We start from the raw sequence: 21,837 nt of genomic DNA, 5'->3' as shown, positions 1-21,837 counted from the left end.
GCGGTGCGGGTGGTCGGTGCGGTGCGGACGGGGGGTGGGTCGTGAAGGACCCCAAGCGGATGATGGCGTCGACGACCCTGGTCTCGGAGGCCCTCGTCGTCGCCTTCGCGGCGCTGGTGGCGATGCGGCTGTCGCCGGTCGGGATGCAGACCGCGCTGGTGACGGGCGGTGCGCTGGCGCTGGCGTGCCTGCTCTGCGCGGGGCTGCTGCGCTCGCGGGCGGGCTACGTCCTGGGGTCGCTGCTGCAGGTCGCGGTGCTGGCCGGGGGCTTCTGGGTGCCGGAGATGTTCTTCGCCGGCGGGATGTTCGTGCTGCTGTGGGTGGCGGCGCTGGTCATCGGCACGCGCATCGAGCGGGAGCGGGCGGAGGTGGCCCGGAAGCTGGAGGGCTCCTGACGTGCGCCGGGAGCCCCGCAGCGGACCGCCGCCGCGGGGCTCCCGCTCGCCGCGGCGGGCGGGGACCTACGTCCCCATGTCCTCCAGCTCGCGGCCCTTGGTCTCCCGCACCGCCTTCCAGACGAAGAGGACCGAGGCGGCCGCGAAGGCCGCGTAGAGCCCGTACGCCAGCGGCAGCCCGATGCCGGCCAGCGTCGGGAACGTCGTGGAGACGGTGAAGTTCGCCAGCCACTGCGCGGCGGCGGCCACCGCGAGGGCCGCGGCACGGATGCGGTTGGGGAACATCTCGCCGAGCAGGACCCAGACGACCGGGCCCCAGGTCGCCCCGAACGCGACGACGTAGACGTTCGCGGCGACGACGGCGACCATGCCCCACGGCGCCGGCAGGGACGGGTCGTCCACGGGCCCCGTGGCCTGGGAGAACGCCACCGCCATCGTCGTCAGGGACGCCACCATGCCGACCGAGCCCGCCAGCAGCAGCGGCTTGCGGCCGATCCTGTCGACCGTCGCGATGGCGATGAACGTGACGACGACGTTCGTGACCGCGGTGAAGACGGACGTGGTGAACGCCTGCGACTCGTCGAAGCCGACGGAGCGCCACAGGCTGTTGGAGTAGTAGAAGATCACGTTGATGCCGACGGCCTGCTGGAGGACGGAGAGCACGATGCCGACCCAGACGACGGGCAGCAGGCCGAACCGGGGACCGCGCAGGTCCTTCAGGCTCGGGTCGTCCTCGCGCTCCAGGCTGTGGGCGATCTGGCGCACCTTCTGCTGGACGGCCTCCACGCTCCGGGCGCCGAGCACGTCGCGCAGCACCTCGCCGGCGCGGCGGGTCTCACCCTTGGCGACCAGGTGGCGCGGGGACTCGGGAACGGTGAGGGCCAGCAGCGCCCAGACCGCGGCCGGCACCGCCTCGGCGAGGAACATCCAGCGCCAGGCCGTCAGGCCCAGCCAGGTCTCCTCCGCCGCCCCGCCCGCCGTGTCGGCGATGAAGGCGTCCGAGAGCAGGGCGACGAAGATGCCGATGGTGATCATCAGCTGCTGCAGGGAGGCGAGCCGCCCCCGGATGTGGGCGGGGGCGACCTCCGCGATGTAGGTGGGCGCGATGACGGAGGCGATGCCGACGCCGACGCCCCCGACGACGCGCCAGAGGATGAGGTCCCACACCCCGAACGCGAGGCCGGAGCCGAAGGCGCTGGCGAGGAACAGCCCGCCACCGATCACCATGACCGCCTTGCGGCCGAACCGGTCGGCGAGGCCGCCGGCGAACCAGGCACCCGCCGCCGCGCCGAGCAGGGCGCTGGAGACCGTGAAGCCGCTGAGCAGCGGGCTGAGCCGGAACTCGGCCGTCATGGCGACGACCGCGCCGTTGATGACGGCGGTGTCGAAGCCGAAGAGGAAGCCCCCGATCGCCGCCACCACCGAGATGAGCACCACCTTCGTGGTGGTCCGCTGCTCCAGGTCCGAATCCGTCGACGCCATGCCGCCCCCTCGCCCGACCGCCGCCGGACCGCCGTGGTGCTCGGAAGTGATCATCGTTGTGGTGGCGGACATGCTGCACCTGCCACGCCCGATCCGCCATCTCCCGCCCGGGCGGGGTTCCTGCCGGGGATCATCCGGCGGCTAGGGTGGCGCCGTGGCCGACACGACTGCCCAGCGCACCCTCGTCCTCGTCAAGCCCGACGGCGTCCGCCGCAACCTCGTGGGGGAGGTGCTGCGCCGCATCGAGGCGAAGGGCTACTCCCTCGTCGCGCTGCAGCTGCGCACCGCCGACCGGGAGCTGCTCGCCGGGCACTACGCCGAGCACGAGGGGAAGCCGTTCTACGAGCCGCTGGTGGAGTTCATGTCCTCCGGGCCCGTCGTCGCCGCCGTGGTGGAGGGGCACCGGGCCATCGAGGGGTTCCGCAGCCTCGCCGGCGCGACCGACCCGACCACCGCCGCACCGGGCACGATCCGCGGCGACCTCGGGCGGGACTGGGGCGTCGCCGTCCAGCAGAACCTCGTGCACGGCTCCGACTCCCCGGAGTCCGCCGCCCGCGAGATCGCGCTCTGGTTCCCCGAGCTCGGCTGATCCACCGTCCCCTCGCGCTCCCCCGCTCACCGAGCGGGCGAGCGCTCCCGTCTCCTCGTCACCCTCCGTGCCGTCGCCACCCTTCCGGGGGCGCGCATCCGGGCTCAAGCCGTCCGCTGCTGCTGCCGATGCCCCGTTCGTGAGGCTCGCTCCTCCGCCATCGGGCGGGGGCGGGCCGCTCGGGGCCGACCGGAGGAGAGGACACGACCGTGGCCAGAGTGCTCGTGGTGGAGGACGACCAGGACATCCGAACCCTGCTGGAGGTGCGGCTGCGGGCCGCGGGCCACCGCGTGGTGGGAGCGGGCTCCGGCGAGGAGGCCCTCGCGATCGTCGCCGATCGCGGCGCGCCGGAGGTGCTGGTCTCCGACGTGTCGATGCCCGGACTGACCGGCCTGGAGCTGCTCGAGCAGCTGCGCCGGCACCACTCCTTCGAGCGGGTTCCGGTGGTCTTCCTGTCCGGCCGCGTGCAGCCGGAGGACATCGCCGCCGGCCAGGCGCTCGGCGCCACCTACCTGACCAAGCCGGTCGTGCTCAGCGCCCTCTGCGCAGCCATCGACCGCGGCCTCAACGTCCAGGCCAGCGCCGCAGGCAGCTGGTGATGCCGGGGCGCCGCTTGCGCTGGACCGTGGCGCGGCTGCTGACGTTCGGCTTCGTGCTGGCCATCAGCGCGGTCCTCGTCGTCGGCAGCAGCGCCTACCTGCGCATCGGTGCCCTGCTCGCCGAGCGCGACCGGGTCGACCGCACCTACCAGGTCATCGACCGCATCGACGCCCTCGAAGCCCTCGTCGGCGACGCCCAGCGCGGCCAGCGCGGCTACCTCATCACCGGGCGGGAGTACTACCTCGACTCGTACCGGGAGGCCGTCGGCCAGATCGACGGCAACCTGGCCGTCCTGCAGTGGATGACCGACGACCACCCCGGCTACGTGGAGTACCACGCGGAGCTGCGCGACATGGTCCACGGCCTGCTCGACGAGCTCGAGGAGACCATCGAGCTGCGCCGCGACCAGGGCTTCGAGGCGGCGCAGCAGGTCGTCGCCACCGACCGCGGCCGCACGCTCATGCAGGAGATCGACGCGCACCTGGAGGAGCTGGAGCAGACCGAGCGGGGCGAGCTGGCCGCCCGCCAGGGGTCCTCCGCCGCCAGCGCGGACACCACCCGCGCCGTCATCCTGGGCGGCATGGCCGCCGGGATCCTCCTCGCCGGCCTCGGGGCCTGGTGGGTCACCCGCACCGTCACCCTTCCCGTCCGGCGGGTCACCGCCGCGGCGCAGCGGCTGGCGGCCGGCGAGCTCACGGAGCCCGCCGAGGTCTCCGGTCCGGAGGAGCTGACCCGGATGGCCACGGCGGTCAACGCCTCGGTCGCGGTCCTCACCCAGGCGCGCGACGAGGCGCTGGCGGCGGCGTCGGCGAAGTCGGCGTTCCTGGCGACGATGAGCCACGAGATCCGCACGCCCATGAACGCCGTGATCGGCATGACCGATCTGCTGCTCGAGACGGAGCTGGACCGCGACCAGCGCGAGCTGGCGGAGACGGTGCGGGACTCCGGCGACGCCCTGCTCGGCATCATCAACGACGTCCTCGACTTCTCCAAGATCGAGGCCGGCGAGCTCGAGCTCGACGCCGAGCCGTTCGCCGTCCAGACCTGCGTCGAGAGCGCCCTCGCCCTCGTCAGCCACGCGGCCAGCGCGAAGGGCCTGGAGCTCATCGGCCACATCGACGAGTCCACCCCGGCGATGCTGCGCGGGGACGCAGCCCGGGTGCGGCAGATCCTCGTCAACCTCCTCAGCAACGCGGTGAAGTTCACCGAGCGCGGGGAGGTGGCGCTCACGGTGACGGGGGAGCGGCTCAGCGAGGCCGCGCAGGGCCCGGTGCGCCTGCGCGTCGCCGTGCGCGACACCGGCATCGGGATCCCCGCCGACCGGATGGACCGCCTGTTCCGCTCCTTCAGCCAGGTGGACTCCTCCACCACGCGCCACTACGGCGGCACCGGCCTCGGCCTGGTCATCAGCCGCAGGCTGGCCACCGCGATGGGCGGGGACCTGGAGGTCGACACCCTCGTCGGCGTGGGTTCCACGTTCACCTTCGCGGTGGTGCTGCCGGAGGCGCCGGACACGCGCGGCCCGCAGCAGCAGCACGAGTCCGCGGCGCTGACCGGGCGCACCGCCCTCATCGTCGACGACAACGCCACGAACCGCCGGGTCCTGAGCCTGCAGATGCAGGGCTGGGGCATGTCCTGCACCGACGTGAGCTCGGCCGCCGAGGCGCTGGCGCTCATCGCCGGGGGACGGCAGTTCGACATCGCGGTCCTCGACATGCACATGCCCGGGACCAACGGCGAGCAGCTCGCCTCCGCGCTGCGGGAGCTGCCCGCCGGCCGCGACCTGCCGCTCGTCCTGCTGACGAGCGTGCACTGGCGCGCCGACCCGAACCGTCCGCCGCTCTTCGACGCCGTGCTCACCAAGCCCACCCGCGGGACGGTGCTGCGGGAGCGCGTCCAGGCGCTGACGCTGACCGCGGCGGCACAGGACGCGTCCTCGCCGCAGCGGGCGGCGGACGCCCGCGCCGAGGAGAGCGCGTCGCGGCGCGGTCGCCGGGAGCTGCAGGTCCTCCTCGCCGAGGACAACCTGGTCAACCAGAAGGTCGCGCAGCTCATGCTGGCGAAGCTGGGCCACCGGGTCGACACCGTCGACAACGGCCGCGAGGCCGTGGAGGCCACCCGTCGCAAGGACTACGACGTCGTCCTGATGGACCTGCACATGCCCGTGATGGACGGGCTGGAGGCCACCCGCCGCATCCGGGCCGAGGTCGCCGCCACCCGTCAGCCGCGCATCGTCGCCGTGACGGCCAGCGTCCTGATGGAGGACCGCGCCGCCTGCACGGGCGCCGGCATGGACGACTACCTCAGCAAGCCCGTGCGCGCCCGCGACCTGGAGATCCTGCTCGACGGGCTGGAGGTGGCACCGGCCCGGTCGGAGATGGCGCTCGAGGCCGCGACCGGGGCCGCGACGGGACCCGGGCCTGCGGTCGAGCCGGAGGCCGCGGCTCCCGGTGTGCAGGTGCCGCTGGAGGTGACCGTGCGGGCCCGCGTCGAGGAGCTCGGCGGGGTGGGCACCCCCGAGGACCGCGCCCTGTTCTCGCAGCTGCTCACCTCGTTCGCCGAGCGTGCGCCGGAGGCGGTGGCGGGCCTGGCCGAGGCGCTGGCCGGGGGCGACGCCCAGTTGGTGGCCAAGCGCGCCCACGCCCTCAAGGGCGCCTCGGCGAACCTGGGGGCGGAGGCCCTGGCTGCCCTGTGCGCCGAGATGGAAGCGGCCGGACGGGCGGGGAGGCTGCCGGAGCCGGCGGACGTCCCGCAGGCGCTGCGCGCGGAGCTGGACGCGGCCTGCGCCACGTTCCGCATGCTGGCGGCTGAGTGGGGCGGCTCCCGCGGCCCGGCCCCCGTGCCGGTCGCCTCGGACTGGTGAGGGCCCGCCCCTCCCGCTGCGGGACCGGGCACGGCCGTGCCCGGTCCCGCTCGGCGCCGTCCCGGGCTCGACACGGGGCTGACCGGCACGTAACTTGACGGTGCAACCATCCAGAGCGGCCGAGAGACCTGGCTCGACGACGCCGCAGCAACCCCCCGCAGCGCGGGCGCGGGTGCTACCGCCGGGAACGATGGAGGGAACGACCGTGGTGCCGTCCGTGGCTGCCGTCTGCGATGTGACCGCCTCCCGGCTGCCGGGAGCCCGCCGGAGCCAGGGTGAGCGCCGGGGGTGGGACCGCGGGCCCGGCCCGGCCCCCCTCGAGGTCCGCACCGCCGGGCTCGGCGATCCGCTGGTGCGGCCGCTGCTGGAGGGCCTGGCACACGAGTACCGCGACGTCCTCGGGCACCCCGCCGAGGCCGTCAGCCGCGAGCTCACGGAGCACCCGCCCAGCGACTTCGAGGCACCGACGGGCTGCCTGCTGCTGCTCCTGGACCGGGGTGAGCCGGTGGCCGGCGGCGCCTACCGCCGCTTCGACGGGCCCGGCCCCGCCGGCGTCGCGGTGGCGGAGCTCAAGCGCGTCTGGACCGCCCCCTCGCACCGGCGGCGCGGCCTCGCGCGGCGGGTCCTCGCGGAGCTTGAGCAGCGCGCCGCCACCGCCGGGTACGAGCGGGTCCACCTGACGACCGGCGTCCACCAGCACGCGGCCCAGGCGCTGTACCTCACCCTCGGCTACGCCCGGGGGCAGGAGCTCCTGCCCGGTCCCGGGACGAGTCCGGTCGTCGCGTTCGGCAAGGCGCTGCCCGCGCACGACCTCGCGCGGGTGCCCTCGGGCCCGCGCGGCTGACGTCCGCCGCGCCTGGCGAGCAGGGACCGCCAGCGGCCCCGCCGACGTCGAAGGGCCCGCCCGGTCAGACCGGGTGGGCCCTTCGACGGAGGACGGGGCGGCTCAGGAGGCGACGACCTGCGGCAGGCGCAGGGACTCGATCTCCGCCACGACCTCGGCGGCCATCGCCCGCAGCTCCGCGACCTCGGTGGCGGTGAACTCGTGCACCTCGGTGCCGAGGACGCAGCACGAGCCGAGCACGTGCCCGGCGGAGGTGATCAGCGGAACCCCTGCGTAGCTGCGGATGCCGTCGATCGTCACCAGCGGGTTGTCGCACTGGGCCTCGTCGAGCTGCGCGTCGGGCACGACGTACTCCTCGCCGGTGCGCACGGAGGTGGCGCAGAACGACCACTCCACAGGCGTGCCGCGGGTCTCGGCCAGCCAGCCGGTGAGGCCGTGGCTGCCCGCCATGTGCTGCGCGTCGTAGAGCACGATGTTGACGAGGCCGATCGGGAGGCCGAGGCGCTCGGCGGCGCGGCGGGCGAACCCGTCGAGCCTCGCGCGCGCCTCGTCGGAGAACAGGTCGAACCGGCCGATCTCCGTCAGCCGCTCCACGTCCTGCACGGGGTCGACGGGCCGGGGTGCCTCGCTCATCGGTCGTTCTCCTCCAGCTTGGTCAGCGTGCGGTAGGTGTTCAGGCGCACCGACATCGAGTGCCCGACGACCCCCACGACGCCGGGGGTGGTGCGGAGCGCTGCGAGCAGCGCCGCGACCCGGTCGAGCGGAACGTGGGAGGCGGCGGGGTCGATCCCCGCGCCGGCGCACAGCTGCTGCCACAGGGCCTCGGCCCCGTCACCGCCGACCTGCCGCACCGCGGTGTGGACGTCGGCGAGCGTGGGCGGTGCGAGCTGGTGCCGCAGCATGGTCGTGAGTGCGCTCACCTCGGGGAACTCCTCTCGTCGTGGACCGCTCCTCGCGCGGTCCACTGCCCCAGAGGATCGGCACCTGCCGCCCGACCTTGATGCTCCGGGCGGGCGGTTCCGCGCGCCGCGGCGACGTCGCCGCCGTCCGCGCCGCCACGTGCGTCGCGCCCGGCGCGCCTACGATCGACCTCGGTTGCGTCAGCGGTGGAGGGAGGCGGTGTGCCGGCAGAGCGCGCGGGCGGTGTCCCGGGGGACGGGGAGGTCCTGCCCACGGCCCTCGTCGAGGACATCGCGGGCTGGTCCGGCTGGCAGGGCGCCCCCTGGGGCCGGCTGCGGTACCGCATCGTCGACCACACGCTGGAGCGGGTCTGCCGCACCGTCTCCGGGCGCCCGCTGCGGGTCCTCGACGCCGGTGGCGGCGACGGGACGGACGCCATCGCGCTGGCGCGCCGCGGTTGCCGCGTGACCGTCCTCGACACCTCCCCGGTCCTGCTGGAGCGCGCCCGGGCCAACGCCGCCGCGGCCGGCGTCGCCGACCGCGTCCGCACCGTCGACGCCGACCTGGAGGACCTCACCGCGCTGGCCGCCCTGACGGGTTTCCGGGCCGGTGGATCGGGATCCTTCGACCTCGTCCTCTGCCACGACGTCCTGCAGCACCGGCCGGGCGGGGAGGCGCGGGTGCGCGCGGACATCGCCACGCTCGTGTCGTCGGTGCGTCCCGGCGGCTGCGTCTCCCTGCTCGCCTCCAACCCGGCGGGCGACGTGATGGCCGCCGTGGTGCGCCGCCACGACCTGCCCGGTGCGCTGCACCTGCTGGACGCCTCCGCCGCGCACGACCCCGTCCTCGACCGGGAGGTGCAGCGCGTCTCGCCCGAACTGGCGGAGGCCGCGCTGGTCGAGGCCCGCTGCAGCGTCGACTTCCGCTTCGGCATCCGCTGCTTCACGGACCTCGTGGACGACGACCGCCGCAAGGCCGAGCCGGGTTTCTACGCCGACCTCGAGCGGCTGGAGCTCGCAGCCTGCGACCGCGAGCCGTACCTGCGCACCGCGCGGTCCTGGCAGATCGTCGGGCGCCGGCGCGGCTGAGGGCCGCACCGGTGCCGGGCCGGCGGTGGAGTTGACAGCACCGGCCCTCCACCGCCTACCTTTGCCCCGACAACCATCAAGAGCGGCCGAGAGTCCTGGCTCGACGACGCCGCAGCAACCCCCCGATTCGGGTGCGGGTGCTCCTGCCAGGGACGATGGAGGGAATTGATGACGGGGCTCTCCGCGGAGTGCCGGCGCCTGCGCCACCGGCGCCGTCGGCACATCGACCTGTGCCGCAGCGTCACCACCGCCTGTCCTCGCTGACGTTCCCGCCGCGTTCCCGAACCACCGGGCCGCGCCTGCGGGCGCTCCCGCCCCCGACGGGGCGCGGGCGCCCGGTGGCACCCGCCCGGGCCGGTGCGGCGCTGCGTGCGGAAACCCCGCCCCGGCGCGCCCCGGACCGTCCCACCCGAACCAGTTGTTCACCGCACCAGCCCACGAGGAGAGACGCATGACGCAGACCGACGACCGCACCAGCGCCCAGCCGGCGGACACCACCCAGCCGAAGTTCGCCGAGTACGCGCACCCCGAGCGCCTCGTGAGCACGGAGTGGCTGGCGGAGCGCCTGGGCACCCCCGGTCTCGTCGTCGTCGAGAGCGACGAGGACGTCCTGCTCTACGACACCGGCCACATCCCCGGCTCGGTCAAGGTCGACTGGCACACCGAGCTCAACGACACCGTCACCCGCGACTACCTCGACGCCGAGGGGTTCGCGGAGCTGCTCTCCCGCAAGGGGATCAGCCGCGGTGACACCGTCGTCTTCTACGGCGACAAGAACAACTGGTGGGCCGCCTACGCGCTGTGGGTGTTCACCCTCTTCGGGCACGCCGACGTGCGCCTGCTCGACGGCGGCCGCACCAAGTGGGAGGCCGAGGGTCGCGAGTACACCCGCGAGGTCCCCGAGCGCGAGCGCACCGAGTACCCCGTCGTCGAGCGCGACGACTCCGCGATCCGCGCCTTCAAGGAGGACGTGCTCGCCCACCTCGGCGGCGCCCTCATCGACGTGCGCTCCCCGCAGGAGTACACCGGCGAGCGCACCCACATGCCCGACTACCCCCAGGAGGGCACCCTGCGCGGCGGGCACATCCCCGGTGCCGCGAGCGTGCCGTGGGCGCGGGCGGCCGCCGAGGACGGCACCTTCAAGCCGCGCGCGGAGCTGGAGGGCATCTACTTCGGCGAGGCCGGCCTGCAGGCCGACACCGACGTCGTGACCTACTGCCGCATCGGTGAGCGCTCCAGCCACACGTGGTTCGTGCTGACCTACCTGCTGGGTCTCGAGAAGGTCCGCAACTACGACGGCTCCTGGACCGAGTGGGGCAACGCGGTGCGCGTCCCGATCGTCACCGGCCCCGAGCGCGGCAGCGCGCCCACCCGCTGATCCCCCCGGCGGGTGCACCGCGACCGGTGCACCCGCCGGCCCGGTGAGCCCCGGACGAGTCAGGGCCCCCCACCGCCGGTGGGGGGCCCTGACTCGTCCGGGCTCACGCCGGGCGGCGGGCCGCCCGGCCCGGCTAGGTGTCGGCGTCCCGGACGTCGCGCGCCGCGCGCACGACCATCGACGTGGAGGATCCTGGCAGCAGCTCCGCGGCCGCCTCGGTGACGAGGTCCGCCACGGCCAGGAGGTCGGAGGCGGTGGCCGGGACGTCGTCGGGGACGGAGATGGTCACCGTGATCCCGCGCGTGCCGGCCGGGCGGGAGCGCGCAGCGGCCGCAGGGTCGAGGTCGCCGCGTCCGCGCCGCACCGGGCCGCCGTGCCGCGTGCCCGCTCCTGCTGCGTGCGCCGGTGTCCTGCACGTGCCGCGCATGGTTCTCCCATCGATTCCGGCGGAAGCGCCCGCACCCGCTGCCGGGGGGCTGTCGCGGCGTCGGGGAGCCGGGCCCCTCGGCCGCTCCGGAGGGTCGCCGGAACGCTACCGCGCTGCGGAGCGGCGACGCCAGGCGCTTTCCGCTGCCCGCGTCGACGGCAGGCGTGGGCTCAGTGCCCTGTGAGAGACTGCCGGTGGCTGTCCGTAGCACCACACCGGGCGGACGGTCCGAGGACGTGACCGCCGTGCTGCGCAGGGCGCCGGTCGCGCGCCGCCGACACCTTTCACGGGGTCCGGCCGGCGCGCGCGACGCCGTGCGGCTGCGCGGGAGTGGGGCGGTCGACCACTGAGGCGTCCTCGGCACTGCAGGGCGACGCGGCGCTGACGCGAGCTCGCGCGGTGCAGACAGAGGCTTCCGTCGGGTGCGGGACATCCCATCCGACGACAGGACCGAGCGCGCCACGCCCGGCGACGGCTCCCGGTGGCGTCGCCCGGGTGCGGTGACGGGAGAACCCGACGACATGCAGCAGGACCCTCAGAGCGGGACCCAGGGCGAGGATCGGACCGAGGCGCTGCAGGGCGGTGCGGGGGACGACGCCGCCCCCACCCGCCCCCGGCGCCGCCGCGCCGCCAGCCGGCCCGCCGGACCGCCGGTCGGCGAGACCGACGGCACGGGCCCGACGGGCGCCGACGGCACGAGCAGCACCGCTGCCGACCCCGCGACCGTGACGGCCGGGGAGCGACCCGAGAGCGCACCGTCCCCCGTCGCGGCGGCCCAGCAGCCCGAGAGCGCGGCCGTCCCCGAGGCGGCAGCCTCCCCGGAGGCGGCGCAGGCTCCGGACGCAGGGGACGCCTCGGACGCAGGGGAGGCCCCTGCCCCCAGGCGCCGCTCCCGCCGGGCCACCAAGAAGACCTCCGCGCCCGCGCCCGCCGAGGAGCAGCCCGAGAGCGCGCCCGCCGCGGTCGAGGAGCCGGCGCCCGCCCCCGCCGCGGCGCAGCCCACCGCCGAGGCGGAACCCGTCGCCGAGGCGCCCGCGTCGCCCGAGGTGGGCGCACCGGAGCAGGCGGCCGAGGAGCCCCAGCCCGCGGAGAAGGCGCCGCGCACGCGCACGCGCGCCCGGCGGGCCACCCGCAAGACCGCCGCCCCCGCGCCGGCCGAGGACGCCCCCGCCGGGGACACCGGCGCAGCACCCGACGCGGGCCCGGAGCAGTCGTCGGCCGAGGCGGTGACGCCTGCCGAGGTCGCCACCCCCGCCGAGCCGGAGGTGGCGTCCGAGCCCGAGGCTGCGGCCGAGGTGGCGACCCCCGCAGACGCCCCCGCGGCGGTGCAGCCCGAGGCGGCCGTGGAACTCGTCGAGGAGCTCGCCGCGCTGGCCGCCTCCTCGCGCACGAGCGGGCAGCCGCCCGCTTCCGGCGACGCGCAGGAGGACTCCGAGCCCGTCGAGGAGGAGGACCCGCTGGCCGGGCTCCCCCCGGCCGCCCGCGCCACCGCTCTCTTCTTCCAGGCCCCCGAGCCCGAGCGCGCTCCCCGGCGCAGCCGCCGGGCCTCGTCCCCCGCGGGCCCGCCCTCGGTCGCCGTGGCGGAGGAGCCCGACGAGGCCGAGGACGAGGCCCTCGACCTCGACGCCACCGAGCTCGACGAGGTGGACGTCGACGACAGCGAGGACGCGCCCCGCCGTCGCCGTCGCCGCGGCGGGCGCGGCCGCCGCAGCCGCCTGCGCGAGAACGACACCGACGAGAGCGGTGACGACGGCGGCGAGGAGGCCGTCACCGACGACGCCCTCGCCGACGACGTGCGTGCGGACGAGGCCCTCGCCGACGACGAGTCCGAGGAGGCCCCCGAGGAGGAGGCGCGCGAGAGCGGGTCCCGCAGCTCCCGGCGCCGTCGCCGCGGTCGCGGCCGCGACGATTCCGCCGGCGAGGCCGAGGAGACCGCGGAGGACACCGACGACAGCGGTGACGACGCCGAGGAGGAGTCTGCCGACGACTCCTCCGACGCGGGTGCGGAGGGCGGCTCCAGCCGCCGTCGCCGCCGTCGCCGTCGCCGTGGCGGCGGCGACGCCGGTGACGAGCCGAGCCCGGACGACCCCCCGAACACCGTCGTCAGGGTGCGGGAGCCCCGCCGCGCCGCCCGCACCGGCGAGGACGAGATCACTGCGCTCAAGGGCTCCACCCGCCTGGAGGCGAAGAAGCAGCGCCGCCGTGAGGGCCGGGAGGCCGGCCGTCGCCGGACCATCCTGACCGAGGCGGAGTTCCTCGCCCGGCGTGAGAGCGTCGAGCGGGTCATGGTCGTGCGCGAGCGCGAGGGGCGCACCCAGATCGGCGTGCTCGAGGACGGGCTGCTCGTGGAGCACTACGTCGCCCGTCAGACGCAGACGAGCATGGTCGGCAACGTCTACCTCGGCCGCGTGCAGAACGTCCTCCCCAGCATGGAGGCGGCGTTCGTCGACGTCGGCAAGGGCCGCAACGCCGTGCTCTACGCCGGTGAGGTCAACTGGGACGCCGCCGGGCTGGAGGGCCAGCCCAAGCGCATCGAGGTGGCGCTGAAGTCCGGCGACAGCGTGCTCGTGCAGGTCACCAAGGACCCGGTCGGGCACAAGGGGGCGCGGCTCACCAGCCAGATCTCCCTCCCCGGGCGCTACCTCGTGTACGTCCCGCGCGGTTCCATGACCGGCATCAGCCGCAAGCTGCCCGACACCGAGCGCGCCCGCCTGAAGAAGGTGCTGAAGAAGGTCGTGCCCGAGGGGGCCGGCGTCATCGTGCGCACCGCGGCGGAGGGCATCAGCGAGGAGGAGCTGGCGGGCGACGTCGAGCGCCTGCAGGCCCGGTGGGAGCAGATCCAGGCGAAGAGCTCCGGCAGCGCGCCCGCCCTGCTGCACGGGGAGCCCGACCTCACCGTGCGCGTCGTGCGCGACGTCTTCAACGAGGACTTCAGCTCCCTCATCGTCTCCGGCGACCAGGCCTCGCAGACCGTTCGCGAGTACGTGCAGTCCGTCGCCCCGGACCTGCTGCCCCGCGTGCGCGTCTGGGAGGAGGAGGAGGACGTCTTCGCCGCCCACCGCATCGACGAGCAGCTCGCCAAGGCGCTCGACCGCAAGGTCTACCTGCCCTCGGGCGGCTCTCTCGTCATCGACCGCACCGAGGCCATGACGGTCATCGACGTCAACACGGGGAAGTTCACCGGTTCGGGCGGCAACCTCGAGGAGACCGTCACCCGCAACAACCTCGAGGCGGCCGAGGAGGTCGTCCGGCAGCTCCGCCTGCGCGACGTCGGCGGCATCATCGTCATCGACTTCATCGACATGGTGCTCGAGACGAACCGGGACCTCGTCCTGCGCAGGCTCACCGAGTGCCTGGGGCGCGACCGGACCAAGCACCAGGTGGCGGAGGTCACCTCCCTGGGCCTGGTGCAGATGACCCGCAAGCGGGCCGGTCAGGGGCTGCTGGAGGCCTTCAGCGAGACCTGCGAGGCGTGCGCGGGGCGGGGCGTGGTCCTGCACGACGAGCCCGTGGAGAAGCGCTCGGGGTCGTCGACGCCTCCTGCCGCGGGGGCACCGGCCGCCGGCGGCACGAGCGGTTCCACGGGCCGGCGCGGACGGGGCGGTTCCGCGGGCTCGGCGGCGCGCACGGCGGATGCGGTGCCGGTCGCCGCGGGCGCCGACACGCGCCCCGTGCCCCGGCCGCCGGTGCACTGACCCGGTGGTGGGAGGGGCCGGTTTGACCCGGCCTCTCCCGCCTCCGTAATGTTGTCCCCTGGCGCGTCCACATCGCGCCCTTCCGCCCTGCTGGTGTCGGCGGGCTGGACCAGATGAGCTCAGCACCACCAGATGGTTCGTCGAGAGAAACGGGTTCGTTGTGTACGCGATCGTCCGCGCCGGTGGCCGGCAGGAGAAGGTCTCGGTCGGCGACATGCTGATCATCGACCGCGTGTCCGGTGAGAAGGGCGCGACCCTCGAGCTGCAGCCCCTGCTCCTCGTCGACGGCACCACGGTGACCAGCGACGCCGGGGCCCTGGCCAGCGTCAAGGTCCGCGCCGAGGTGGTCGAAGAGGCCAAGGGCCCCAAGATCACCATCCTCAAGTACAAGAACAAGACCGGCTACCGCAAGCGGCAGGGCCACCGCCAGAAGCTGACCCGCATCAAGGTCACCGGCATCGGGGAGTGACGACAGACTCATGGCACACAAGAAGGGCGCGAGCTCCTCGCGCAACGGTCGTGACTCCAACGCTCAGCGCCTGGGCGTGAAGCGCTTCGGCGGTCAGGAGGTGAACGCCGGCGAGATCCTGGTCCGCCAGCGCGGCACCCACTTCCACCCCGGTGCGGGTGTGGGACGCGGCGGCGACGACACCCTGTTCGCCCTCGTGGCCGGCGCGGTGCAGTTCGGCACCCGTCGCGGCCGCAAGGTCGTCAACATCGTCTCCGCGGGCGAGTGAGCACCACCTCTGCATGACGTCCGTCGCATGACGGGGAGGGGCGGGCCGGACCACCGGCCCGCCCCTTCGTCGTCCACGGGGCCCCGACGGTCCCGCACGACCAGCACTCGGCGCGCGGTCCGCGCGCACAGCACACCCGGCGACCCAGCCGCCCACCGCGGCGAGGGCGTCCCTGCCTCGGGAGTTACCCATGACGTCCTTCGTCGACCGCGTCGTCCTGCACGTCGCCGGCGGTGACGGGGGCAACGGCTGCGCCTCCGTCCACCGCGAGAAGTTCAAGCCCCTCGGCGGCCCGGACGGCGGCAACGGCGGTCGCGGCGGCAGCGTCATCCTCGAGGTGGACCCGCAGACGACCACGCTGCTCGACCACCACCACCGTCCTCACCGGCGGGCCGGCAGCGGTCGCTTCGGCATGGGCAGCCACCGCAACGGCGCGGACGGCGCCGACCTCGTGGTCCCCGTCCCCGACGGCACCGTCGTGCTCAGCACCGACGGGGAGGTCCTCGCCGACATGATCGGCGTGGGCACCCGCTTCGTCGTGGCGGAGGGCGGGCGCGGCGGCCTCGGCAACGCGGCCCTGGCGTCCCCGCGGCGCAAGGCCCCCGGCTTCGCGCTGCTCGGCGAGCCGGGTGAGCAGGGCGACGTCGTCCTGGAGCTCAAGACCGTCGCCGACGTCGCCCTCGTGGGCTACCCCAGCGCCGGCAAGTCCAGTCTCATCGCGGCCATCTCCGCGGCCCGCCCCAAGATCGCGGACTACCCCTTCACCACGCTCGTGCCGAACCTCGGGGTCGTGGAGGCCGGCGACGTCCGCTTCACCGTCGCCGACGTCCCCGGCCTCATCCCCGGCGCCAGCCGCGGTCGCGGCCTCGGCCTGGAGTTCCTCCGCCACGTCGAGCGTTGCTCCGTCCTCGTGCACGTCCTCGACGGCGCGGCGCTGGAGAGCGAGCGGGACCCGGTGAGCGACCTGCGCGTCATCGAGGCCGAACTGGCGGCCTACAGCGTCGGCGAGGACGCCGTCCCCCTCGTGGACCGGCCCCGGCTCATCGTCATCAACAAGGCCGACGTGCCCGACGCCCGGGACATGGCCGACATCGTGCGGCCGGAGCTGGAGGCCACCGGCGCGCCCGTCTTCCTCGTCTCCGCGGTGTCCCACGCGGGTCTGCGCGAGCTCACCTTCGCGATGGCCGGGCTCGTCGCCGAGGCACGCGCCGCAGCCCCCGCCGCCGAGCCCACGCGCGTCGTGCTGCGCCCGAAGGCGGTGGACGACGAGGGCTTCACCGTCACCCGCCAGGAGACCGAGGACGGCGAGCGCTTCGTCGTCCGCGGCGGCAAGCCGGAGCGCTGGGTCCGCCAGACGGACTTCTCCAACGACGAGGCCGTCGGTTACCTCGCGGACCGCCTCGCGCGCGCCGGTGTGGAGGACGCCCTGTTCCAGGCCGGGGCGGTCGCCGGCGCCGAGGTCGTCATCGGCGGCGGCCCCGACGCGGTCGTCTTCGACTGGGAGCCCACCCTCGTCTCCGGCGCCGAGGTGCTCGGCCAGCGCGGCAGCGACCTGCGGCTGGAGGACCAGTTGCGCCCCACCCGTGCGACCAAGCGCGAGCACGAGCGCGAGCGCCGGGCGTCGAAGGCGGCCGCCCGCGCCGAGCTGGACGCGGAGCGGCGCGCCGGGCACTGGGCCACCCCCGGCGACGACGAGGAGGGGGCGGGCGCCGGCCGCGAGGGCGACGAGGCCGCGGACCCGGCGCCGTGAACGAGCCCGCCCACCGGCCCGGCGCCTCGGGCAGGGAGCACCTCCGCACCGCCGCCCGGGTCGTCGTGAAGATCGGGTCCTCCTCGCTGACCACGGCTCAGGGCGGCATCGACGACCCCCGGCTGGAGGCCCTGGTGGCCGTCCTCGCCGAGCGCCGCACCGCCGGCCGTGAGGTCGTGCTCGTCTCCTCCGGTGCCATCGCGGCCGGCCTGGCCCCGCTCGGGCTCGAGCGCCGGCCCCGCGACCTCGCCAGCCAGCAGGCGGCGGCCAGCGTCGGGCAGGGGCTGCTGCTCGCCCGCTACACCGCGGCCTTCGCGGCCGCGGGGCTGACCGTGGGACAGGTTCTGCTGACCGCCGACGACGTGGTGCGACGCAGCCACTACGGCAACGCGCAGCGCACCCTGGACCGGCTGCTCGCGCTGGGGGTCGTGCCGGTGGTCAACGAGAACGACACCGTCGCCACCCACGAGATCCGCTTCGGGGACAACGACCGCCTCGCCGCCCTGGTGGCGCACCTCGTCCGGGCGGACGCCCTCGTGCTGCTCTCCGACGTCGACGCCCTCTACGACGCCCCGCCGCAGCGGCCCGGGGCCCGGCGCATCCCGCAGGTCCTCGGCCCCGACGACCTGGACGGGGTGCGCATCGGCAGCACGGGCAGCGGTGTCGGCACGGGCGGCATGACCACCAAGGTCCAGGCCGCGCACATCGCGGTCTCGGCGGGCGTGCCGACGCTCGTGACCTCCGCCGCCCTCGCCGCGGAGGCCCTGGCCGGCTCGGACGTCGGCACCTGGTTCCCGGTGCCGCCGGGCAGCCGGGGCCGCCGGCGCAGCTCCCGCATGCTCTGGCTGGCTCACGCCGCGGCACCGGCCGGGCGCCTGCAGCTGGACGAGGGCGCGGTGCGGGCGGTGCTGGATCGGCGCTCGTCCCTGCTGCCCGCGGGCCTGACCGCCGTCCACGGCGACTTCCGGGCGGGTGATCCCGTCGACCTCGTGGACGGAAACGGTCACGCGCTCGCCCGCGGACTGGTGAACTACTCGTCGGAGGAGCTGCCGGCGATGCTCGGGCGCACGACCCGCGACCTGGCGGGGGAGTGGGGCCCGGGCTACGAGCGGGAGGTCGTGCATCGCGACCACCTGGTGCTCCTCCCCGGTGGAGGAGCGGCGCCGCGCTGAGCGCGGGGATGCGGGACGTGAGACGTGGGGGCGAGAACGGCGACCGACGAACGGGTGGCGCAGGTGGTACCGCTATGACCGACATGCAGCTGTGGTCGGTGACCCTCACGGTCGCCGGGGACCCGGTGGAGCCGTCCGAGCTGCGGGCGGCGCTGGACCGGCTGCTGCTCGAGCGGCCCTTCATCTCCGCGATCCGCTACTGCGCCGACCGGGCGGAGCTGCGCTACTGGGACGAGGCGGAGACGCTCGACGACGCCGCGGCGCTGGCGCTGCGCCTCTGGGGGGAGCACCGGCCGAGCACGGGCCTGCCGGGCTGGCGTCCGGTGGGGCTGGAGGTCCTCGACCGGGGCACCATCGAGCACCGCGCCTCCCAGGCCGCGCCCGCGACGCACGCCGCCCGGCGCCGGGAGCGCCTGCCCGTCCCGGTCTCGCCGGTGGGGAACATCGCCGCCTGGTGAGCAGCCCCGGGGCCGTCCGCGAGCGCGCGGCGGTGCTGCGGCGCGCCGGCGCGGTCCCCGGGGGACCAGTCCGTGCCCACGGGGCGGGGCGTGCCAGACTGGATGGTCGCCGCACCCGTCCGGGAGCGGTCTGCTGCAGGTGGAGAAGCACACCCGAGGGGTTCCAGCATGTCGATCCAGGCGCTCGTGTTCCACGCGGAGGAGAACGGGGCGAGCACGATCAACGCGGCCGCCGGTCACCAGGAGGCGCTGCCCGCGCTGGCGTACGGCGTCATCGCGCTCTGCATCCTGATGGCCCTGCTGCTGATCACCTTCGCCTTCCGCAACATGGGAGCCCGGCACTGACCCACGGCCCTGGGGTCGTCGGGGTCGTCGGGGTCGTCGCACCCCCGCCCCCGCTGCGCCTGGGGGTGATGGGCGGGACCTTCGACCCGATCCACCACGGCCACCTCGTCGCCGCGAGCGAGGTGGCGGCGCGCTACGACCTCGACGAGGTCGTCTTCGTGCCCACCGGCAGGCCGTGGCAGAAGGGGCGCGAGGACATCGCGCCCGCGGAGCACCGCTACCTGATGACCGTCATCGCGACCGCCTCGAACCCGCAGTTCACGGTGAGCCGCCTCGACATCGACCGTCCCGGGCCGACGTACACGATCGACACCCTCCGGGAGCTCGCGGCGGAACGTCCGGACGCGGAGCTGTTCTTCATCACCGGCGCGGACGCGCTGGCGCAGATCCTGTCGTGGAAGGACGCCGAGCAGCTGTGGGACCTCGCCCACTTCGTCGGCGTGACGCGTCCCGGCCACGCCCTCAGCGACCACGGCCTCCCCGCCGAGGGCGTGAGCCTGCTGGAGGTCCCCGCGCTGGCGATCTCCTCCACGGACTGCCGCCGCCGGGTCCAGGAGGGGCTGCCCGTCTGGTACCTGGTGCCCGACGGGGTCGTCCAGCACATCACCAAGCACGGCCTCTACGACAGCCCGCGCCACCCGCGCGGCGCCTGAGCCGGCCCCGGCGGTCGCGGTCGGCCCACCGCCCCGGGGACGTGGGAGACTGGTCGACGATCGTGTCTGACCGTCCGGCCCCGCGGGGCCGTGTGCCGAGGAGTTCCGTGCCCGCATCCGAGCGTGCCCTCGAGCTGGTCGTGCAGGCCGCCGCCGCGGCCGCCGACAAGCTCGCCACCGACGTCATCGCCCTCGACGTGTCGGAGCAGCTGTACATCACCGACGCCTTCCTGCTGGCCTCCGCCCCGAACGAGCGGCAGGTCCGCACCATCGCCGACGCCGTCGAGGAGCGCCTCCTGGGCCTGGGCGCCAAGCCCGTGCGCCGGGAGGGCGAGCGCGAGGGCCGGTGGGTCCTCCTCGACTTCATCGACGTGGTGATCCACGTCCAGCACTCGGAGGAGCGGGAGTACTACTCCCTGGAGCGCCTCTGGAAGGACTGCCCGCCGATCGAGCTGCCGAGCATCGAGCCGGTGGCCGACGGCGTCACCAGCGACGCCTGATCCCGGTGGGCGCAGCCACGCTCGTCCTCTGGCGGCACGGGCGCACCTCCTTCAACGCCGAGCGGCGCTTCCAGGGCCAGCTCGACGTCGACCTCGACGCGGTCGGGCGCCGGCAGGTGGCGGCCTCCGCCGCCGAGCTGGCGCTGCTGCGCCCCAGCGCGGTGGTGGCCTCGGACCTGCGCCGCGCCGCCGACACCGCCCGCGCCCTCACCGAGCGCGTGGCCCTGCCGCTGACCCTGGACCCCGCCCTGCGCGAGGTCCACGCCGGGGAGTGGCAGGGACTGACGCACGAGGAGATCTCCGCGCGCTGGCCCGACGACCTGATCGCGTGGCGCCGCGGCGACGACGTGCGCATCGGCGGTGGGGAGCGGCGCAGCGAGATGGCCGCCCGTGCCGCCGAGGCGATCCGCCGGCACGCCGAGGAGGCGCCCGACGGGGGCCTCCTCGTGGTCGCCGCGCACGGGGCCGCCCTCAAGGGCGCGCTCCTGCGGCTGCTGGGCCTGCCCCTGGACTCGTGGACGGTCTTCTCGGGCTTCGCCAACGCCCACTGGGCGGTGCTCACCCGCCGCGGGGAGGGCTGGACGCTGGCCGAGTACAACGTCGGCCCGCCCGGTGCGGGGGAGGGCGTCGAGGGCTGACCGGGCGCGCCGGGGACGGGGCGGTTCGCCCCGCACACGTCGCGTGGTCTATGCTCGACCACGTCGAAAGCGGCCGGTGAACGGTCGGGGACGACGGCAAGGGGCTGTGGCGCAGCTGGTAGCGCACCTCCATGGCATGGAGGGGGTCAGGGGTTCGAGTCCCCTCAGCTCCACCCCAGAAGGGCGGTCCACTCCGGTGGGCCGCCCTTCGCCGTTGCGCCCTCCGGGTGTCTGGACGCGCACATCACCCTCTCGCCGCATCAAGCGAGCGCCCCGACGTCCCGATCCTCGGTCGGTGGAGACCCCTCGAGACCCGCAGGACGAGCGCCCTGGCACCGCGGAGCCCCTGGCCGTGACAGGTCGCGCCCGGGCGTCGCGGCGACCCTCCCTGCTCCTGGTCGCCCCCCTCGGGGGCAGCGCGATCCTGGTCGCCGTGGCGGCCCTCAACAGCTCGGTGGTGGTCGAGACGCTCGTGCTGGTCGTGCTCGGCGTCGTCGTGGCCGTGCTGGCCTCGGCGCTGCACGCCGCCCGGCGCTCGCGCCTGGCCGCGCAGCAGTGCGCCGCGGACCTGGCGGCGGCGCTGGAGTCCGCCCGCGACGCCACCGTCCTCGACGAGGACACCGGCCTGCTCAACCGCCAGGGCGTGCTGCTCGTGGCGCGCCACGTGCTGGAGTCGGCCCGCCGCAGCGGCGGGGCGGTGCACTGCTGCGTCGTGGAGGTCACCCCCGCGGTCGTGCTGGGCGGACCCGGAGGCGCCCAGGGCGTCGCGGAGCGCGTCGAGCGCACGGCGGCCCTGCGCGCCGCGGCCGCCGCGGCCCTGCGCAACGCCACCCGCTCCTCCGACGTGGTCGGCGCCGACGAGACCGGCCGCTTCCTGGTGGTGGGCCCCGGCACCGGCCTGCACGCCCAGGAGCTGGAGCGGCGCATGCGGGCCGGGCTGGCGGAGCAGCGGCACGCCGAGCGCGCCGCCGGTGGGCTCGTGACGGCGATCGCCGAGCGCCAGACCGTCGACGTCGGCGCCGCGGTGCTCGCGCCCTGGGACGAGGGCGACGTCGACGACCTCCTCGCCCGGGCGGAGAAGGCGCTGCAGCAGCGCCGGGCGCTGCGCACCAGCGCCCCGCAGGCCGGCTGGGGCCGTCGCCGCGCGGACATCGAGCCGCACTGACCGCAGCCCCGCCCACCTCCCCGCACGGGCGCCGGGAGGTGGGCGGGCGCGGGTGGACGGCGCGACCGGGGTCCGCCGCAGCACGTCGGCTAAGCTGACGCGATGCGGCGGACCCTCCTGCTTCCCGGGCCGCGCTGACCACCACGTCGGCGCGGCGA

General features: G+C 75.3%; 22 protein-coding genes, 1 tRNA gene and 2 riboswitches. Of the genes, 19 read left to right on the top strand and 4 right to left on the bottom strand.

From position 1 onward, the window contains the following. Nucleotides 1–41: 41 nt before the first annotated feature. Nucleotides 42–395, top strand: coding sequence for a DUF4233 domain-containing protein (locus tag CLV92_RS12335; protein ID WP_104433133.1), 354 nt, complete (start codon nt 42–44; stop codon nt 393–395). A 66-nt stretch (nt 396–461) separates the two neighbouring features. Here the strand turns inward: CLV92_RS12335 and CLV92_RS12330 are convergent, their stop codons facing one another. Continuing rightward, the gene (locus tag CLV92_RS12330; protein WP_104433230.1) at nt 462–1,877 is read right to left on the bottom strand and encodes a sugar porter family MFS transporter; all 1,416 of its coding nucleotides are present in this window, start codon (nt 1,875–1,877) and stop codon (nt 462–464) included. A 154-nt stretch (nt 1,878–2,031) separates the two neighbouring features. On the opposite strand from CLV92_RS12330, the gene ndk reads away from it, so the two are divergent. The 4 genes from ndk to CLV92_RS12310 all read left to right on the top strand — a co-directional run bounded on the left by ndk (nt 2,032) and on the right by CLV92_RS12310 (nt 6,773). Further along, the gene (ndk, locus tag CLV92_RS12325) at nt 2,032–2,466 is read left to right on the top strand and encodes a nucleoside-diphosphate kinase (protein WP_104433132.1); all 435 of its coding nucleotides are present in this window, start codon (nt 2,032–2,034) and stop codon (nt 2,464–2,466) included. Between the two features lie 209 nt (nt 2,467–2,675). Continuing rightward, nucleotides 2,676–3,065: a response regulator gene (locus CLV92_RS12320; RefSeq protein ID WP_104433131.1), complete on the top strand. Its 390-nt coding sequence runs from the start codon at nt 2,676–2,678 to the stop codon at nt 3,063–3,065. Continuing rightward, on the top strand, nt 3,065–5,929 hold the full coding sequence (locus CLV92_RS12315; RefSeq protein WP_104433130.1) for a hybrid sensor histidine kinase/response regulator: 2,865 nt from the start codon (nt 3,065–3,067) through the stop codon (nt 5,927–5,929). Before CLV92_RS12320 ends, CLV92_RS12315 begins: the two co-directional genes overlap by 1 nt. 103 nt (nt 5,930–6,032) lie before the next feature. After that, a riboswitch (SAM riboswitch) is annotated at nt 6,033–6,126 on the top strand. Continuing rightward, on the top strand, nt 6,120–6,773 hold the full coding sequence (locus tag CLV92_RS12310; RefSeq protein ID WP_104433129.1) for a GNAT family N-acetyltransferase: 654 nt from the start codon (nt 6,120–6,122) through the stop codon (nt 6,771–6,773). It overlaps the preceding riboswitch by 7 nt. A 102-nt stretch (nt 6,774–6,875) precedes the next feature. Here the strand turns inward: CLV92_RS12310 and CLV92_RS12305 are convergent, their stop codons facing one another. Next, nucleotides 6,876–7,406 carry a GAF domain-containing protein gene (locus tag CLV92_RS12305; protein ID WP_104433128.1) on the bottom strand — a complete coding sequence of 177 codons (531 nt, stop codon included), beginning with the start codon at nt 7,404–7,406 and terminating at the stop codon, nt 6,876–6,878. Continuing rightward, entirely contained in the window at nt 7,403–7,693 is a 291-nt protein-coding gene (locus CLV92_RS12300) for a hypothetical protein (RefSeq protein ID WP_104433127.1), read from the bottom strand. Before CLV92_RS12300 ends, CLV92_RS12305 begins: the two co-directional genes overlap by 4 nt. Before the next feature lie 201 nt (nt 7,694–7,894). Between CLV92_RS12300 and CLV92_RS12295 the strand changes: the two genes are divergently transcribed. Beyond that, on the top strand, nt 7,895–8,761 hold the full coding sequence (locus tag CLV92_RS12295; protein WP_158257224.1) for a class I SAM-dependent methyltransferase: 867 nt from the start codon (nt 7,895–7,897) through the stop codon (nt 8,759–8,761). Between the two features lie 70 nt (nt 8,762–8,831). Then, a riboswitch (SAM riboswitch) is annotated at nt 8,832–8,923 on the top strand. A gap of 289 nt (nt 8,924–9,212) precedes the next feature. Continuing rightward, nucleotides 9,213–10,139: a sulfurtransferase gene (locus CLV92_RS12290; RefSeq protein WP_104433125.1), complete on the top strand. Its 927-nt coding sequence runs from the start codon at nt 9,213–9,215 to the stop codon at nt 10,137–10,139. Between the two features lie 133 nt (nt 10,140–10,272). Here CLV92_RS12290 and CLV92_RS21445 read toward each other — a convergent pair whose 3' ends face one another. After that, a complete protein-coding gene (locus CLV92_RS21445; protein WP_158257223.1) occupies nt 10,273–10,428 on the bottom strand; it encodes a hypothetical protein in 156 nt (51 codons plus the stop codon). A 659-nt stretch (nt 10,429–11,087) separates the two neighbouring features. On the opposite strand from CLV92_RS21445, the gene CLV92_RS12280 reads away from it, so the two are divergent. The 12 genes from CLV92_RS12280 (at nt 11,088) to CLV92_RS12230 (ending at nt 21,679) form a co-directional block, all read left to right on the top strand. After that, nucleotides 11,088–14,261 (top strand): Rne/Rng family ribonuclease, encoded by a 3,174-nt coding sequence (locus CLV92_RS12280; RefSeq protein ID WP_104433123.1) that lies wholly within the window; start codon nt 11,088–11,090, stop codon nt 14,259–14,261. A 160-nt stretch (nt 14,262–14,421) separates the two neighbouring features. Further along, complete coding sequence (gene rplU / locus CLV92_RS12275) at nt 14,422–14,730, top strand: 50S ribosomal protein L21 (protein WP_104433122.1); 309 nt, start codon at nt 14,422–14,424, stop codon at nt 14,728–14,730. A gap of 10 nt (nt 14,731–14,740) precedes the next feature. Next, on the top strand, nt 14,741–14,998 hold the full coding sequence (gene rpmA, locus CLV92_RS12270; RefSeq protein WP_104433121.1) for a 50S ribosomal protein L27: 258 nt from the start codon (nt 14,741–14,743) through the stop codon (nt 14,996–14,998). Nucleotides 14,999–15,188: 190 nt separating this feature from the next. After that, on the top strand, nt 15,189–16,748 hold the full coding sequence (gene obgE / locus CLV92_RS12265; RefSeq protein WP_104433120.1) for a GTPase ObgE: 1,560 nt from the start codon (nt 15,189–15,191) through the stop codon (nt 16,746–16,748). Further along, entirely contained in the window at nt 16,745–17,920 is a 1,176-nt protein-coding gene (gene proB, locus CLV92_RS12260; RefSeq protein ID WP_104433119.1) for a glutamate 5-kinase, read from the top strand. The genes obgE and proB overlap by 4 nt, the downstream gene beginning before the upstream one ends. 74 nt (nt 17,921–17,994) lie before the next feature. Further along, nucleotides 17,995–18,378: a hypothetical protein gene (locus CLV92_RS12255; protein WP_211291087.1), complete on the top strand. Its 384-nt coding sequence runs from the start codon at nt 17,995–17,997 to the stop codon at nt 18,376–18,378. A 168-nt stretch (nt 18,379–18,546) separates the two neighbouring features. Then, nucleotides 18,547–18,723 (top strand): hypothetical protein, encoded by a 177-nt coding sequence (locus CLV92_RS21775; RefSeq protein WP_170112753.1) that lies wholly within the window; start codon nt 18,547–18,549, stop codon nt 18,721–18,723. A gap of 53 nt (nt 18,724–18,776) precedes the next feature. Beyond that, nucleotides 18,777–19,376, top strand: coding sequence for a nicotinate-nucleotide adenylyltransferase (nadD, locus tag CLV92_RS12250; protein WP_425433576.1), 600 nt, complete (start codon nt 18,777–18,779; stop codon nt 19,374–19,376). Nucleotides 19,377–19,483: 107 nt separating this feature from the next. Further along, the gene (rsfS, locus tag CLV92_RS12245) at nt 19,484–19,876 is read left to right on the top strand and encodes a ribosome silencing factor (protein ID WP_104433117.1); all 393 of its coding nucleotides are present in this window, start codon (nt 19,484–19,486) and stop codon (nt 19,874–19,876) included. Nucleotides 19,877–19,881: 5 nt separating this feature from the next. Further along, a complete protein-coding gene (locus tag CLV92_RS12240; protein WP_211291086.1) occupies nt 19,882–20,514 on the top strand; it encodes a histidine phosphatase family protein in 633 nt (210 codons plus the stop codon). A 100-nt stretch (nt 20,515–20,614) separates the two neighbouring features. Continuing rightward, a tRNA-Ala gene (locus CLV92_RS12235) sits at nt 20,615–20,687 on the top strand. A 122-nt stretch (nt 20,688–20,809) separates the two neighbouring features. Continuing rightward, complete coding sequence (locus CLV92_RS12230) at nt 20,810–21,679, top strand: diguanylate cyclase (RefSeq protein WP_146099512.1); 870 nt, start codon at nt 20,810–20,812, stop codon at nt 21,677–21,679. Nucleotides 21,680–21,837: the final 158 nt, after the last annotated feature.

Source organism: Kineococcus xinjiangensis, from assembly GCF_002934625.1.
GTDB classification, from domain to species: domain Bacteria; phylum Actinomycetota; class Actinomycetes; order Actinomycetales; family Kineococcaceae; genus Kineococcus_A; species Kineococcus_A xinjiangensis.
Note: the sequence above shows the minus strand (reverse complement) of the source record. Positions and strands in the feature narration are given on the sequence as shown.

Coding starts and splice junctions, on each gene's coding strand:
- CLV92_RS12330 (WP_104433230.1), bottom strand. CDS start 1,877: ATGGCGTCGACGGATTCGGACCTGGAGCAGCGGACCACCACGAAGGTG.
- CLV92_RS12315 (WP_104433130.1), top strand. CDS start 3,065: ATGCCGGGGCGCCGCTTGCGCTGGACCGTGGCGCGGCTGCTGACGTTC.
- CLV92_RS12310 (WP_104433129.1), top strand. CDS start 6,120: ATGGAGGGAACGACCGTGGTGCCGTCCGTGGCTGCCGTCTGCGATGTG.
- CLV92_RS12305 (WP_104433128.1), bottom strand. CDS start 7,406: ATGAGCGAGGCACCCCGGCCCGTCGACCCCGTGCAGGACGTGGAGCGG.
- CLV92_RS12290 (WP_104433125.1), top strand. CDS start 9,213: ATGACGCAGACCGACGACCGCACCAGCGCCCAGCCGGCGGACACCACC.
- CLV92_RS12280 (WP_104433123.1), top strand. CDS start 11,088: ATGCAGCAGGACCCTCAGAGCGGGACCCAGGGCGAGGATCGGACCGAG.
- rpmA (WP_104433121.1), top strand. CDS start 14,741: ATGGCACACAAGAAGGGCGCGAGCTCCTCGCGCAACGGTCGTGACTCC.
- obgE (WP_104433120.1), top strand. CDS start 15,189: ATGACGTCCTTCGTCGACCGCGTCGTCCTGCACGTCGCCGGCGGTGAC.
- CLV92_RS12255 (WP_211291087.1), top strand. CDS start 17,995: ATGACCGACATGCAGCTGTGGTCGGTGACCCTCACGGTCGCCGGGGAC.
- CLV92_RS21775 (WP_170112753.1), top strand. CDS start 18,547: ATGTCGATCCAGGCGCTCGTGTTCCACGCGGAGGAGAACGGGGCGAGC.